This window comes from Eisenbergiella massiliensis (assembly GCF_003435485.1).
The window spans coordinates 430,852-443,962 of record NZ_QVLV01000003.1 but is presented as its reverse complement, the minus strand read 5'-3'; the positions used below and the strand labels follow the sequence as shown (position 1 = coordinate 443,962).

The window sequence follows — 13,111 nt, the reverse complement described above, 5'->3', positions numbered from 1 at the left end:
CCCCCGTCCCCCTCACAGCCGATGCTGGAAGCTGGGGGTATTAGTAGCGGGAGGTAGGGGCGTTTGGGAAAAGAATAAAATTTAGTAAATTAAGATGGTGAAATGGCTTGACAATTTAATTAATGTTTAATAATATTAAGCTAAAGTTAAATAAATTAATTTCGGATTTAATTAAGTTTAACTGTAGAGTTATTGGTTGGTTTGAGGTGAATTTGGAGGCTTTGGATGGCGTTTTATGCGCGGGTGCGCGGAAGGGAGAGAGTATGAAGAAAATTAAAATTGGTTTTTTGCCTACGAGGAGGAGTATTTTCAGTGCGCCGGATGCGGTGAAGTATGCAAATCTTACGAGGGAGAGGCTGCGGGAGCTGGGTGTGGAGTTTGTGGATATTGTGGATGTGAATGAGGAGGGGCTTTTTTATGATGAGGGGGATCGGGAGAGGATTCAGGAAAAGTTCAGGGCGGAAGGTGTAAAGGGGATTTTTATTCCGCATTGTAATTTTGGTACGGAGTATGTGTGTGCCAGGCTGGCTAAGGAGATGGGGCTGCCGGTGCTTTTGTGGGGGCCGCGGGATGAGAGGCCTGATGAGAATGGGGTGCGGCTTCGGGACAGTCAGTGCGGGCTGTTTGCTACGGGGAAGGTGTTGAGGCGGTTCCGGGTGCCGTTTACATATATGACGAATTGCAGGCTGGAGGATCCGGAGTTTGAGAGGGGGATTAGGAATTTCCTGGCGGTTTGTAATGTGGTGGATGTGTTCCGGCATACGAGGATTCTGCAGATTGCTCCCAGGCCGTTTGATTTCTGGTCCACGATGTGTAATGAGGGGGAGCTGTTGGAGCGGTTTAATATTCAGCTGTCACCGATTCCCATGCCTGAGCTGACGGCGGAGATGGAGAGGGTGAAGGAAGAGGGATGCGAGGCCGCTAAGGTGGTGGAGTATTGTAATAGTAATATGTGTGTGAAGATTAAGCCGGAGGAGCTTGCAAATGTGGCGGCGCTGAAGGTTGCCATGAAGAATCTGGCCGGGAAGTATGGGTGTAATGCCATTGCAATTCAGTGCTGGAATGCCCTGCAGGGGGAGATTGGGATTATGCCCTGTGCTGCAAATTCTCTTTTGAATGAGGAGGGGATTCCGGTGGTGTGTGAGACGGATATTCATGGGGCGATTACCGCTGTTTTGGTGGAGGCTGCGGGAATGGATGAGAACAGGAGCTTTTTCGCGGACTGGACGGTGAGGCATCCGGATAATGAGAACGGAGAGCTGTTGCAGCATTGCGGGCCCTGGCCGATTTCCGTGGCGCAGGAGAAGCCGGTTATCGGTTATCCTCTGGCCTTTGAGCATCCGGGCGCGGTGGAGGCGCAGGCAAAGCTGGGTGAGATGACGCTGGCGCGTTTTGACGGGGATAACGGGGAATATTCCATGCTTCTTGGAAATGCAAAGGGCGTGGAGGGGCCGTATACCAAGGGAACCTATGTGTGGGTGGAGGTTAAGAACCTGAGGCGTCTGGAAGCCAGGCTTGTTGAGGGGCCTTATATTCATCATTGTGTGGGTATCCATGCAGATGTGGTGCCGGTGCTGTATGAGGCGTGCAAGTATATGGGTGTGAAGGCGGATCTTTATGATGACAATCCGGAGGAAGTAAAGGAAGCTTTTTGTCAGGCAGGAGTTTTATGAAAGGTTTAAGAGGAGAATGGGCATGGATGAGATGAAAAAACTGGCGGCACTGGCCTATGAGCTGCGTGAGGATGTGGTGAATATGGTGGTGGAGGGAAAGGGCGGACATATCGGCGGGGATATGAGCGTCATGGATATTCTGGTGTCGCTTTATTTTAAGGAAATGAATATCAGTCCTGAGAATCAGGAGTCTGCTGACAGGGATCGTTTTATTATGAGCAAGGGGCATTCGGTGGAGGCTTATTATGCGGTGCTGGCCAGGAAGGGTTTTTTTCCTAAAGATGAGGTGATGCGGAAGTTTTCCAGATTCGGCTCGCCTTATATCGGGCATCCGAACAATAAGCTTCCGGGGATTGAGATGAATTCCGGTTCGCTGGGGCATGGGCTTCCGGTGTCGGTGGGGATGGCCCTGGCCGGGAAAATGGATCACAGGGATTACCGGGTATATACCGTTATGGGAGACGGCGAGCTGGCGGAAGGGTCCGTATGGGAAGGCGCTATGGCGGCTTCTCAGTATAAGCTGGATAATCTGTGCGCGGTGGTGGACCGCAACCGTCTGCAGATTTCGGGAAGCACGGAGGATGTGATGGGGCAGGACAGCCAGGAGGAGCGTTGGGCGTCCTTTGGCTGGAACGTGCTCAGCGTAGACGGCAACTGTATGGAGGAGCTGTGCGACGCATGGGCGGCGGCAAGAGCCTGTAAGGGGCGGCCTACGGTGGTGATTGCCAATACGGTGAAGGGCTGTGGTTCCGCAGTGATGGAAAATAAGGCGCCCTGGCATCATAAGGTGCCCGGGGAAGAGGAATATGCACAGATTATGAAGGATTTGAAGGAGAGAAGGGAGGCCCTTTATCATGAATAAAATACCGAACAGACAGGCTATCTGTGAAGTGCTTATGGAAAAGGCGGAAACGGATAAGGATATTGTGGTGCTTTGCAGCGATTCCCGGGGAAGCGCTTCGCTGGCGCCTTTTGCCGCCAAATATCCGGAGCAGTTCGTGGAGGTGGGTATTGCGGAGCAGGATTTGGTCAGCATTTCCGCCGGGCTTGCCAAATGCGGGAAAAAACCGTTTGCGGCTTCTCCTGCCTGCTTCCTTTCCACAAGAAGCTATGAACAGGCAAAAATAGACTGCGCTTATTCGGATACCAATGTGACTCTGGTGGGAATCAGCGGCGGCGTCAGCTATGGGGCGCTGGGAATGAGCCATCATTCCGCACAGGATATTGCAGCCATGTCCGCAATCCCAAACATGCGGGTTTATCTGCCAAGCGATCGGTTCCAGACGGCAAAGCTCATTGAGGCGCTGCTTCAGGATACCAGGCCTGCCTATCTGCGCGTGGGGAGAAATGCGGTGGAGGATATTTACAGCGAAAATGATATTCCGTTTGTGATGGATAAGGCTACGGTACTGGCTGAAGGGACGGATGTGCTTCTTGTGGCCTGCGGGGAGATGGTGCGTCCGGCCCTGGATGCCGTTGCGCTGTTGAAGGAGCAGGGGATCAGCGCTGGGCTTCTGGATATGTATTGTGTGAAGCCGTTGGATAAGGAAGCGATAGTGGACGCGGCAGGGAAGGTGAAGGCCGTGATCAGCGTGGAGGAGCATGCGCCCTTCGGCGGCCTTGGTTCCATGGTGAGCCAGGTGGTGGGCAGTGCCTGCCCCCGCCGTGTGATAAATATGGCGCTGCCGGATGCACCGGTGATTTCGGGAACCTCCCGGGAAGTGTTTGACTATTATGGGCTGAATGCGGAAGGCATTGCGGCAAAGGCTGCGGAGATTTTAAAGGAACTGTAATAGATTAAGCGGTTCCTTCACAGCTACCAGGCAGCTATGCAAATTTGTGAGTTTCAGAAAAATTTAAGGGGACAAAAAGGTGAAACAAAAATTTATCATAAGCATAGACCAGAGCACCCAGGGAACGAAGGCGCTGTTGTTTGACGGCTGCGGGAAGCTGCTGGCAAGGGAGGATCAGGCCCATCGTCAGTTGGTGAATGCACAGGGGTGGGTGTCCCATGACCTGCGTGAAATCGCGGATAATACGGTCCGGGCGGTGGGGCTCCTTATGGAAAAAAACGGGGTTTCGCCGGCGCAGATCGTTGCTGTAGGCATCAGTAACCAGAGAGAAACAACGGCCATGTGGGATCGCGGGAGCGGGGATCCACTGGCCGATGCCGTTGTCTGGCAGTGCGGCCGGGCGGGGAGTATTGTCCGGGATATTGCAAAGCGGGGATTTGATAGTATAATAAAAGAAAAAACGGGGATACCCTTGTCCGCTTATTTCCCGGCAGCCAAAATGGCATGGCTGCTGGGGCAGGAGGAAGGGCTTACAGAGCGGGCCGGGCGGGGAGAAATCTGTCTGGGCACCATTGACAGCTGGCTGATCTGGCAGCTGACGCAGGAGCATGCGTTTAAGACGGATTATTCCAATGCCTCCAGAACCCAGCTGATGAATCTGAAAACCCTTGCATGGGATGAGGAGCTTGCCGGAATTTTCGGGATCCCCATGGAGTGCCTGGCGCAGATCTGCGATTCGGATGCGGTTTATGGCCATACCACCATGAATGGGCTGTTTGAAAAGCCTGTTCCCATCTGCGGTGTGTTGGGAGATTCCCATGCCGCGCTGTTTGGGCAGGGCTGCCTGCAGCCTGGTATGAGCAAGGCCACCTACGGAACCGGTTCCTCTCTGATGATGAATATCGGCGGGCAGCCCATTCCCAGCAGTCACGGCGTGGTGACCTCTCTGGCCTGGAAGCGTAAGGGGAGAGTGGATTATGTGCTGGAAGGGAACCTGAATTATACCGGCGCGGTGATTACCTGGCTGAAGAAGGATGTGGGGCTCATCGGCTCCGCAGGGGAGACGGAGTCTCTCGCCACAGCCGCCAATCCTGCGGATCGGACCTATCTGGTTCCTGCTTTTACCGGTCTGGGGGCGCCCTATTGGGACGAGTCAGCCGCCGCTTCCTTAAGCGGTATGACGAGAGTTACGGGCAAAGCGGAAATTGTCCGCGCCGCGCTTGACTGCATTGCCTATCAGATAACGGATCTGGTTCTGGCCATGGAGCAGGATACGGGAATTCCCATGAGGGAGCTGCGGGTGGACGGAGGGCCTGCCAGAAACCGTTATCTGATGCAGTTCCAGAGCGATATTTCCGGGAAAACACTGAAAATCCCTCAGGCGGAGGAGCTTTCCGGCATCGGGGCCGCCTATATGGCGGGCATTTCCGCGGGGCTGTATTCGGAGGAGGAATTATTTTCCGGTTGGGAGGGGAGCATTTTTACTCCTTCCATGGACGTAAATGTGCGCAGGGAGAAATTGAACGGCTGGAAAAAAGCGGTGGCCGGCGTACTGGATCATACATAAAAAAGCAGAAAGAGGAGCAGAATTCCTCTGCTCGTCAGAGGATAAATTTCTAAAGAAATTGCATTTTGTTCTGCAAAACCAGGAGGAAAATCCTCTGTTCGCGGAGAGCTCGCATTTTCCTTCGGAAAACAAGGAGGATTTAAAATGAGTAAGTTATTATTTCAGGAACAGGTAGAAAGATGGGGGATGCTGGAGGTAAGCTGCCAGGGGCCTGCGGAGGGAAATCCTTTTGTCGATCACCATATTCAGGGCGTCTTTACCGGAGAAAAGGAAACGGTAAAGACGGACGGTTTTTATGATGGAGACGGTGTTTATAAGGTTCGCTTTATGCCCTCCTTTGAGGGGAGTTACCGCTTTACCATAAGCGCGGATTTCCTGGAAAAAGAGGAGACAGGAAGCTTTGTGAGCCTTCCTGCGGGGGAAGGAAACCATGGCCCGGTGCGTGTGGCTGATACCTACCATTTTGCATATGAGGACGGAACAAGGTACTATTCCATCGGAACCACCTGTTATGTATGGGATCTGCAGTCAGATGAAAGAATTGCACAGACGCTGGAAACACTAAAGGCAAGTGCATTCAACAAAATCCGCTTCTGTATTTTTCCCAAGCATTATGACTATAACCTGGGAGAGCCCAGATCTTATCCCTATGAGGGGACACCCATGGATTCCAGCGTGCTGACCAAGGAGAATTTCTGGGGCTATACAGGAAAAACGGAAGGAAATGACTGGGATTTCTACCGGTTTAACCCGGTTCATTTCAGGCATATCGAAAAATGCATCCTTGCCCTGCAGGAGCTGGGGATAGAGGCGGATTTGATCGTGATGCATCCTTATGATCGCTGGGGCTTTTCCCAGATGACGAAGGAACAGGATGATTTTTACTGGAATTATGTGATTGCCAGATTTTCCGCATACCGCAATGTATGGTGGTCGCTGGCAAATGAATATGATTTAATGAAAAATAAGACTACGGAGGACTGGGAGCGTTACGGCGCGATTCTGTGTGAAAAGGATGCGTACCGCCATCTGCGTTCCATCCATAACTGCATGGGGATGTACGATCACAGCAGGCCCTGGATCACTCATTGCAGCATTCAGAGGCAGGATATTTACAAAACCTCTGAGCTGGTGGATGAGTGGCGTGAAAAATACCATAAGCCCATCGTTATGGATGAAATCGCCTATGAAGGCAACATCCAACACGGCTGGGGCAATATCAGCGGCGAGGAGATGCTGCGCCGTTTCTGGGAAGCGGCCTGCAGGGGCGGTTATCCCGGCCATGGGGAAACCTATATGAACCCGGACGATATTCTCTGGTGGTCCCACGGCGGAACACTGCATGGGGAGAGCTGGAAGCGTTTTGAACTGCTTCATGATATTATGTGCGAAACGCCCGGAAACGGCCTGATGCCGCTTACCAGAGGTTTTGATGAAATCTGTGCCGTACCGCAGGAGGCAGAGGGGGAAGAGAAACCGGTAAAGGACTATTATCTGATGTATTACAGCTTCATGCGTCCCTCCTTCCGGGATTATTATTTTGATGATGAGACGAAGTTCCGGGTGAAGGTGATTGATACCTGGGAAATGACGGTTGAAGACAGAGGGGTATTTAGCGGGAAATTCCGGGTGGAACTGCCGGGGAAGGCTTATATGGCGGTGCAGATTAAGAAAGAAGCATAAAACAGCAGCGGTCCGGGCGGCCGGGACGCTGAAAGATGGCAGAAGGAAGGCTTTATGCGCAACGACGATTACTACATGGAATTAAATGAATCCATCGTCCTGATGGACAAACGCACGGAAGGCCCGGGAGATGCCAGGTTCCATTTCCACGAGGATTATGAAATCTTCCTCTTCCTGGAGGGCGACGTGGATCTGTACATAGAGCAGTCTGTCCATCATATGCAAAGAGGCCATCTCGCGGTCTTTAACGACCGCGAGATCCACCGCGCCTGCCATTACGGCAAAATCCCCTTTCACAGGATTGCCATACATTTTCATCCCCGGCTGGTGCATGGAATGTGCACTCCGGCCACGAATCTTCTGGGCTGCTTCCAGAACCACCGGCCAGGAAAAGACAACGTCATCCTGCTTTCAGAGGAACAGATGGAGACGCTGCTTTGCATGAATGAAAAGCTCCGTCAGGCCAGCCAGTCGGAAAAATACGGCGCTGATGTGCTCATGACCGCCTGCCTGGCCGAGCTGCTGGTATACGTCAATTCTCTTTACCGGGATTTTAAGCAGGAACAGCCAGCGGCGGCGGATAAAACAATCGGTGCGGTCATGGATTATATCGATGCCAATCTTTCGCCGGAGCTGTCGCTGCAAAGCATTGCAGCCTGTTTTTCCATCGACAGATATTATCTGAGCCATCTGTTCCGGCAGCAGACGGGCAGCACCTTATATCAGTACATTCTGATTAAAAAGATTGCGGCGGCAAAGCAGTACCTTCTGGACGGAAAAACGGTGACGGAGACCTGTTATCTGTCAGGCTTTAATGACTACAATAATTTTATCCGGACCTTTAAGAAAATGACCGGGGTTTCTCCGGGACATTATTCCCGCGAGCAACGAGCCAAGTAGCCATGCTTGAATGGATATTTGATTATAAAAAGAGCTTTCTTGGAAAATAAACGGTAACGGTCCGGCCGTATGGACTGGACTGTTTCGAAAAGATTCTTTCACAGCGCCTGTAGGCCGCAGTATCGGCACGTTCAGGGCTGGGAAGGATCCGGTTTTCCAGGAAAGCTTTTTTCTTAAGCTGCCGTAGGGCGGCGGCCGGAGGACAATTGCATCATAAAAAGCTGAATGCCGTCAGCATGGAACTGATAAAATTCCCGGCGCCGTGCAGCAGGATACTGGGGAGGATGGAACCATTATAGATTTTTTCATTCAGCCAGCCCAGCAGCAGCGCCGCCATGCCGGTGAACAGGAACATCAGCGTATGATACCACAGACCCACCTGCAGCCCGGCCAGCAGATATAATGCGTTATGCATCAGGCCGAACAGCGCCGCCTGCAGGAGAATGCCCTTTACGGTCCCCAGCTTATGGCAAAACAGTTTGCATAGGAAACCGCGGTAGAGAATTTCCTCCGCCACGCCGTTGGCAATGAAATTTTCAATAAGAGCCGGCAATATGGCCGCAGCGCCGATCCCGGCAAAGGCATTTACGGAAACAGAACCGCTGTTTTCCAGGTAATCCATGGTTTCCTGCGGGATCCATCTGGTAAAATCAAAGGTGTAAAAGAAATAGTAAATAATGGCAAAAACCACAAGCGTCCACCATTTGCCGTTCAGCTTCGGCTTGATAAAGCCCAGCCAACGGAAAAAAGAGGTTTCCTTCCTGTGCCTGAAAAACCACCAAAGAAACGGTATGGCGGAAAAGACAAGCAGATTTACCGCCGCTGTTGAAATACTGTTTAATATAAGCTGCATTTTTATCCCTCCTAAGTCCCTGTTCTGTGCTCCTTGCAGGAAGGGTGATGGTAATAATTCAGCCTTCGGCCAAACTGTTACTGCATCCGCTCATTAAAAGTCGCCTTCGGCGAGGGGCACTGCCACCATGTATTCTCACGGTTTGCGCAGTGAATGCGCAAACCTGCCTGAACTATTACAGGTGATGACCAATATCTAATATAATCTCTTTCATATCTCTTGTAAATAAGCGGTTCCCATTTTTCTTTTGTGTGTATTAGACTTGTATTTAATAACACAATAAACGCATGTTTTAAGACAAAACACGCAAAGAATTCACTTGCGCCATATGCTACGATACGTTTAGGAAAACAGAAAATCAGTAATAAAAGGCCTATCGCGGAGCGATTTAATTGGACGAATGGGGTAACGGTTCAGCCTTGTACAGAGAACGCAGCGCCGTAGGGAAAATGCCGACAGCCCGTGCCGCAAAAACGGCCGGAATGAAACATCCGTGCAGAACGGAAGGAGGAAATATGCAATGATACAGGCAGCAGTGATAGGGACGGGAAACATTTCAGGAAGTCACATTGAGGGACTGCTCACATTTCCGGAAAGATGCCGCATCGCGGCACTGGTTGATATCTATCCGGAAAAGGCGGAGGCCGCCAGGAAAAAATATCATTTGGAAGGGGCACAGGTTTTTGACAGCCATGAGAAGCTGCTGGAATCCGGATTGAAAATAGATCTTGTACATATCTGTACGCCGCCCTCCAGCCATGCGGAAATCGCAGTACATTGCATGGATGCAGGCTGTAATGTGCTGGTGGAAAAGCCTATGGCGCCCAGCTTAAAGGAATGCGACGCCATGCTGGAAGCGGAAAAAAGGAACGGAGTAACCATGGGAGTGGTGGCCCAGAACCGTTTCAGGAACAGCATTTACAAGCTGAAAAAGACGGCGGACAGCGGGCTGGCCGGTAAGATACGGTGCGCCCATGTAAATTCCCTGTGGTGGAGAGGGCATTGCTACTATGATCTGTGGTGGCGGGGAACCTGGGAAAAAGAGGGCGGCGGCCCGACACTGAACCATGCGGTGCACCATATCGATATGATCAACTGGATTCAGGGAGGCCTTCCCACAGAAGTGACCTCGGTGCTTGCCAATGTAATGCATGATAATTCAGAGGTGGAGGATCTTTCCTTTGCCGCCCTCCGTTACGCGGATGGCTCTGTGGCGGAAGTCACAAGCTCCGTGGTTCACCACGGCGAGGAGCAGGGGATTGTGCTGCAGTGTGAGAAGGCGAAGCTGGCGGCGCCCTGGTCCTGTGTGGCGGAAGTCACGCAGGCCAATGGTTTCCCGGTGCCGGGGCATAACCAGGAGCTGATGCAGAAGCTGAAGGATACCTATGCCGCCCTGCCGGATCTGCTCTATGAAGGGCATACCGGAGAAATCGAAAATGTCCTTACAGCCCTGGAAACACACACCCGCCCTTTCATTACCGGAGATGACGGCAGGAAAACGGTGGAGCTGATCACGGCAATCTATAAAGCCGGATTCCAGAAACGCACGGTAACTCTGCCGATTGCACCGGAGGACGAATATTATACGATGGAAGGGCTCCTGAAAAATGCGGTCCATTTCTATGAAAAGTCCGCCAGTGTGGAAAATTTTGCACCGGAAGAGATTTCGGTGGGAAATTATGATCAGAAATAGGAAAAGAGACTTAAAACCGTTATTATAAAAATAAAATATGCTGCAGTGAGCAAAGGGGAGCAAAGATGGATAAAAGAGATGGTATGAACTATGCACCTAAGGGAAAGCCCAACCCGGTGGTGGAAAAAGGAGAATTTATGATTGCGGCCGTAGGGCTGGATCACGGGCATATTTACGGGATGACCAACGGTCTGCTGGAAGCGGGTGCTTCGCTGAAATGGGTATACGATCCGGATCCTGCCAAGGTGGAAGCCTTCCTTAAGGCTTACCCGCAGGAAGCTGCCAGGAGGGCGGAGAGCGAAGAACAGGTGCTTTCCGACCCGGAAGTGAAGCTGGTGGCATCCGCCTGTATCACGTCGGAGCGGGCTGCCCTTGGCGTGCGCGTGATGAAGGCCGGCAAGGATTATTTCGTGGATAAAGCGCCGCTGACTACGCTGGAACAGCTGGATATGGTAAAGAAAACTGTGGAAGAGACCGGTAAAAAATACATGGTAAGCTACAGCGAACGGCTTCAGGTGGAAAGCGCCGTTTATGCAGGCGAGCTGATCAGGCAGGGAGCCATCGGCAAGGTAATCCAGGTGCTGGGGATGGGCCCTCACCGCCTGAATGCCCCCTCCCGTCCCGCCTGGTTTTTTGAAAAGGAGAAATACGGCGGAATCCTGTGCGATATCGGCAGCCATCAGATTGAACAGTTTCTCTATTATACAGGGGCCACGGACGCAACTATCGTAAATAGTGAAATCGGCAATTACAACCATCCGGAATATCCGGAGCTGGATGATTTCGGAGACGCCACGCTGGTGGGTAACAACGGAGCCATGGGTTACTTCAGGGTGGACTGGTTTACGCCCGACGGGCTTTCCACCTGGGGAGACGGACGGACCTTCATTCTGGGAACGGAAGGCTACATTGAACTGCGTAAATATGTGGATTTGGCAAAGGAAGAAAAAGGGGATCATGTTTTCTGGGCGGATAAGGACGGAGAGCATTACATCAATGTGAGCGGCCAGGTAGGGTTTCCGTATTTCGGACAGCTGATTCTGGACTGTATCAACCGGACGGAGAACGCCATGACCCAGGCCCATGCCCTGAAAGCGGCGGAGCTGTGTGTGAAGGCCCAGATGCTGGCGCGGAAGGTGAAATAACTGTAACCATTCGGATGGCCGAAAGGTTGCAGGATGCTTCCCTTTGGCAGGATAAAGAATAATGAGGAAAAAGCAGCAATCATTTAAAAGAGCTCCTTAGTTGATGATTGCTGCTTTTCATAATACTATGGTTCATGTTATTTTCACCGGCCTGTCAGCATATCCGCAAGTTCCCCGAATCCCGTAACTGCTTTCCCGCCATAGGGCACATTCCTGCTGTTAAATAATACGGTATCCATGCCAAGCGCCTGTGCCGCCTCCAGGTTATATCTTCTGTCATCAATATAAACACATTCCTCAGGCGGGCATCCAAGCTTTTCCAAAGTCAGCTGAAAAATCCGTGGATCAGGCTTTTTCATTTTCAAGTCGCCGCTTATGCTATATGCTTCTCCCTTCTGAAAATAATCCGTCGGGCATGGCAAAGCCCCGAATTGTTTGATTTTGCAACGTAAAGCTTACATTAATTGAAAATTCAAGCAGCACTTCCTTCCCGGAAAAAATAAAGCTGTAGTCAACAATATAAGGTGTTTCAATCAGAAATACCTTAAGCTTCAGAACCTGATCAAATGTTGCGATGCAGACATATTCCTGTCGATGCTTTTGCAAATCCTTAATAAAATAAATCTGCCCCTGTTTCTCCCCGGAAAAAGAAAAATCAATGATATTTGTATGCTCCTTTTCACAGAGAATCAGGCTGTAAGCTCCGTTTTTACGGATAAATTCAATACTTTCCAAATCCAGGCCATTTTGGGACAGCTGATACTTCCGGAGGGGAATTTCAGCCGTACTGTTTTTTGCCTCCCCGGATATTTCCTGCCCGGCATCAAATTCACCGCAGATGAAAGGTTCCTCAAGCAAGTACTCATAAACAAGGGAAAGCAGCGCTTCCATTTTAGAATTCTCAGAGAAAACGGTTACCGATAAATTTTTAGACGGACATATCAGGCACAGCTGACCAAACGCTCCGTCAAGCCGGTAAAAACCACCCCTGCTTATATGGAACTGAAAGCCGTATCCCGCTCCGCAAAAGTGATTGTCCGGCCGATTGACATCATCCTGCTTAACGATCTGCTGTCTCGTCGCTGATTCAAGATAATCTTGTGAAATCAGTCTTTTGCCATGATAGACACCTTTGTTTAAGAGCAGCTGCGAAATTTTTACAAGGGAATGAGGATAGAGGCTTAAGCCCATGCCTCCGGCCGTCAGATGTTCGGGAGACTGCTCCCACTGCGCTTCATAAATTCCCATAGGATGAAATAAATATTTGTTCAGAAATTCTTCCAGCGACAGGGAAGAAACCTTCGTTATGATAGCTGACAGCATATGGGAGCTGTGAGTGCTGTAGCGGTAATAGGTCCCCGGTTCATGCGGGAATTCCTGCTTTAAAAACGCTTTTATCCAGTTGCTTTGTGCGTACAGTCCGGCATAAGTGTTATCATGGATGCCGCTGGACATGGTAAGTAAATGGCGGATTTTTATCCTGCATAAATTCTTATCGGGCAGTTGTGGCAAATCCTCAGGAAAATATTTAATTATGTAATCATCAATAGTAAGCAGGCCCAAATCCCCGGCGATTCCTATGGCGAGGGAAGCGAAGGTTTTGGTCATGGAAAAAAAGAGCCTCAGGGTATTCATTCTGTAAGGAGGCTTCACATATTCGGCCAATATGGAATCCCTGGAGGAACATATGACATGGCTGATGCGGACATTATCATTCCTGTCACAGGCATGTATAAATTCGGAAAAAGACATATTCTTTACCACCTCTATAGCTATAATTCCGGCATGTGCCGGTTCCCGTGCA

At 50.8% G+C, this 13,111-nt stretch carries 11 protein-coding genes; 8 read left to right on the top strand and 3 right to left on the bottom strand.

What is annotated here, in order from left to right:
- The first annotated feature begins 263 nt into the window (after positions 1–263).
- From DXC51_RS07070 to DXC51_RS07045, 6 genes are all read left to right on the top strand, one after another.
- Positions 264–1,673 carry an L-fucose/L-arabinose isomerase family protein gene (locus DXC51_RS07070; RefSeq protein WP_117544143.1) on the top strand — a complete coding sequence of 470 codons (1,410 nt, stop codon included), beginning with the start codon at positions 264–266 and terminating at the stop codon, positions 1,671–1,673.
- A gap of 31 nt (positions 1,674–1,704) precedes the next feature.
- Positions 1,705–2,535, top strand: a complete 831-nt coding sequence (locus DXC51_RS07065) for a transketolase (protein WP_117544158.1) — start codon at positions 1,705–1,707, stop codon at positions 2,533–2,535.
- Positions 2,528–3,466: a transketolase family protein gene (locus tag DXC51_RS07060; protein WP_117544142.1), complete on the top strand. Its 939-nt coding sequence runs from the start codon at positions 2,528–2,530 to the stop codon at positions 3,464–3,466. The genes DXC51_RS07065 and DXC51_RS07060 overlap by 8 nt, the downstream gene beginning before the upstream one ends.
- Before the next feature lie 79 nt (positions 3,467–3,545).
- Positions 3,546–5,033 carry an FGGY-family carbohydrate kinase gene (locus tag DXC51_RS07055; RefSeq protein ID WP_117544141.1) on the top strand — a complete coding sequence of 496 codons (1,488 nt, stop codon included), beginning with the start codon at positions 3,546–3,548 and terminating at the stop codon, positions 5,031–5,033.
- Between the two features lie 144 nt (positions 5,034–5,177).
- A complete protein-coding gene (locus tag DXC51_RS07050; protein ID WP_117544140.1) occupies positions 5,178–6,716 on the top strand; it encodes a DUF5605 domain-containing protein in 1,539 nt (512 codons plus the stop codon).
- A 54-nt stretch (positions 6,717–6,770) separates the two neighbouring features.
- Complete coding sequence (locus DXC51_RS07045) at positions 6,771–7,616, top strand: helix-turn-helix domain-containing protein (RefSeq protein WP_117544139.1); 846 nt, start codon at positions 6,771–6,773, stop codon at positions 7,614–7,616.
- Between the two features lie 211 nt (positions 7,617–7,827).
- On the opposite strand, the gene DXC51_RS07040 is transcribed toward DXC51_RS07045, so the two are convergent.
- On the bottom strand, positions 7,828–8,469 hold the full coding sequence (locus DXC51_RS07040) for a CPBP family intramembrane glutamic endopeptidase (protein WP_021637353.1): 642 nt from the start codon (positions 8,467–8,469) through the stop codon (positions 7,828–7,830).
- 520 nt (positions 8,470–8,989) lie between these two features.
- Here DXC51_RS07040 and DXC51_RS07035 point away from each other — a divergent pair.
- Positions 8,990–10,162: a Gfo/Idh/MocA family protein gene (locus DXC51_RS07035; RefSeq protein WP_025488683.1), complete on the top strand. Its 1,173-nt coding sequence runs from the start codon at positions 8,990–8,992 to the stop codon at positions 10,160–10,162.
- 65 nt (positions 10,163–10,227) lie between these two features.
- Positions 10,228–11,307: a Gfo/Idh/MocA family protein gene (locus tag DXC51_RS07030; RefSeq protein ID WP_021637356.1), complete on the top strand. Its 1,080-nt coding sequence runs from the start codon at positions 10,228–10,230 to the stop codon at positions 11,305–11,307.
- 143 nt (positions 11,308–11,450) lie between these two features.
- On the opposite strand, the gene DXC51_RS07025 is transcribed toward DXC51_RS07030, so the two are convergent.
- Complete coding sequence (locus DXC51_RS07025; protein WP_330413811.1) at positions 11,451–11,672, bottom strand: HAD family hydrolase; 222 nt, start codon at positions 11,670–11,672, stop codon at positions 11,451–11,453.
- Positions 11,673–11,685: 13 nt separating this feature from the next.
- A complete protein-coding gene (locus DXC51_RS07020; RefSeq protein ID WP_117544137.1) occupies positions 11,686–13,059 on the bottom strand; it encodes a serine hydrolase domain-containing protein in 1,374 nt (457 codons plus the stop codon).
- Positions 13,060–13,111 lie beyond the last annotated feature (52 nt).

Bases quoted from the DNA above. Each gene is read 5' to 3' on its own strand.
- DXC51_RS07070 (WP_117544143.1), top strand. From the start codon at position 264: ATGAAGAAAATTAAAATTGGTTTTTTGCCTACGAGGAGGAGTATTTTC.
- DXC51_RS07065 (WP_117544158.1), top strand. From the start codon at position 1,705: ATGAAAAAACTGGCGGCACTGGCCTATGAGCTGCGTGAGGATGTGGTG.
- DXC51_RS07060 (WP_117544142.1), top strand. From the start codon at position 2,528: ATGAATAAAATACCGAACAGACAGGCTATCTGTGAAGTGCTTATGGAA.
- DXC51_RS07050 (WP_117544140.1), top strand. From the start codon at position 5,178: ATGAGTAAGTTATTATTTCAGGAACAGGTAGAAAGATGGGGGATGCTG.
- DXC51_RS07045 (WP_117544139.1), top strand. From the start codon at position 6,771: ATGCGCAACGACGATTACTACATGGAATTAAATGAATCCATCGTCCTG.
- DXC51_RS07040 (WP_021637353.1), bottom strand. From the start codon at position 8,469: ATGCAGCTTATATTAAACAGTATTTCAACAGCGGCGGTAAATCTGCTT.
- DXC51_RS07035 (WP_025488683.1), top strand. From the start codon at position 8,990: ATGATACAGGCAGCAGTGATAGGGACGGGAAACATTTCAGGAAGTCAC.
- DXC51_RS07030 (WP_021637356.1), top strand. From the start codon at position 10,228: ATGGATAAAAGAGATGGTATGAACTATGCACCTAAGGGAAAGCCCAAC.
- DXC51_RS07020 (WP_117544137.1), bottom strand. From the start codon at position 13,059: ATGTCTTTTTCCGAATTTATACATGCCTGTGACAGGAATGATAATGTC.